Genomic DNA, 795 nt, shown 5'->3' with positions numbered 1-795 from the left:
AGGAGGGCGTAGCTGGTCCAGAGTCTCGTCGCGGACATAGAGAAGGCCCGTACCGCGCGGACCCCGCAGGTATTTGCGCCCTGTGGTCGTCAGCAGGTCAACATTGAGATCACTCACGTCGAGCGGCAACTGACCGACTGACTGGCACGCGTCGAGTAGGTACAGCGCCTTGCTGCCGGCAACCAGCTCTCCGATCTCCCGCGCAGGATTCACGAGTCCACCACTGGTCGGGATGTGCGTGACGGCCACCAACCGGACCCGTTCGTCGAGAAGCTCGGCCAGCGCGCGAACCGAAAGCTGTCCTGACTCGTCGTTGGGAACCGGCACCACCGTGATCGGCAGCCGCTCCTGCAACTGCAGGAACGCGATGTAGTTGCTCGCATACTCAGCCGCGGAGGTGAGGATCCGATCTCCAGGCTTGAACGGGATGGCGGCGAAGGCGAGGTTCCAGGCGCGGGTGGCGCTGTCGGTGATCGCAATCTGGTGAGGCTGGGCGCCGATCAGCCGACCCAGGTCGGCATACGTCGCTTCACGCTGCGCGGAGCGTTCGATGGCCGCCTCGTAGCCGCCGCGTCGCTGCTCGAGCGCGAGGTAGTCGAGTACGGCCTCGGTAACCGGCGTGGGTTGGAGCGAGGATCCCGCGTTGTTCGCGTGCAGGAGCGTGGCGCACGATGGGGTATCCGCTCTCAGTGCGTCGATGTCGAGCGGGGAGCCACTGATCGATGTCTCCATCCGGGTCCTCATCCGGCTGTCAGCAATTCTTGCGGGAGCTGGCCGAGACGTTCGGCCCCGGAC

At 65.4% G+C, this 795-nt stretch carries 1 protein-coding gene; it reads right to left on the bottom strand.

Translation table 11 applies throughout. From position 1 onward, the window contains the following. Positions 1-732: aminotransferase class V-fold PLP-dependent enzyme (locus tag ABD255_RS20085; RefSeq protein ID WP_344216112.1), on the bottom strand; the 732-nt coding region annotated here is incomplete at its 3' end. Between the last annotated feature and the right edge of the window lie 63 nt (positions 733-795).

It is taken from the genome of Kribbella sancticallisti (assembly GCF_039530625.1).
Classification (GTDB): Bacteria; Actinomycetota; Actinomycetes; order Propionibacteriales; family Kribbellaceae; genus Kribbella; species Kribbella sancticallisti.
This window is presented reverse-complemented; position numbering and strand designations above follow the sequence as displayed.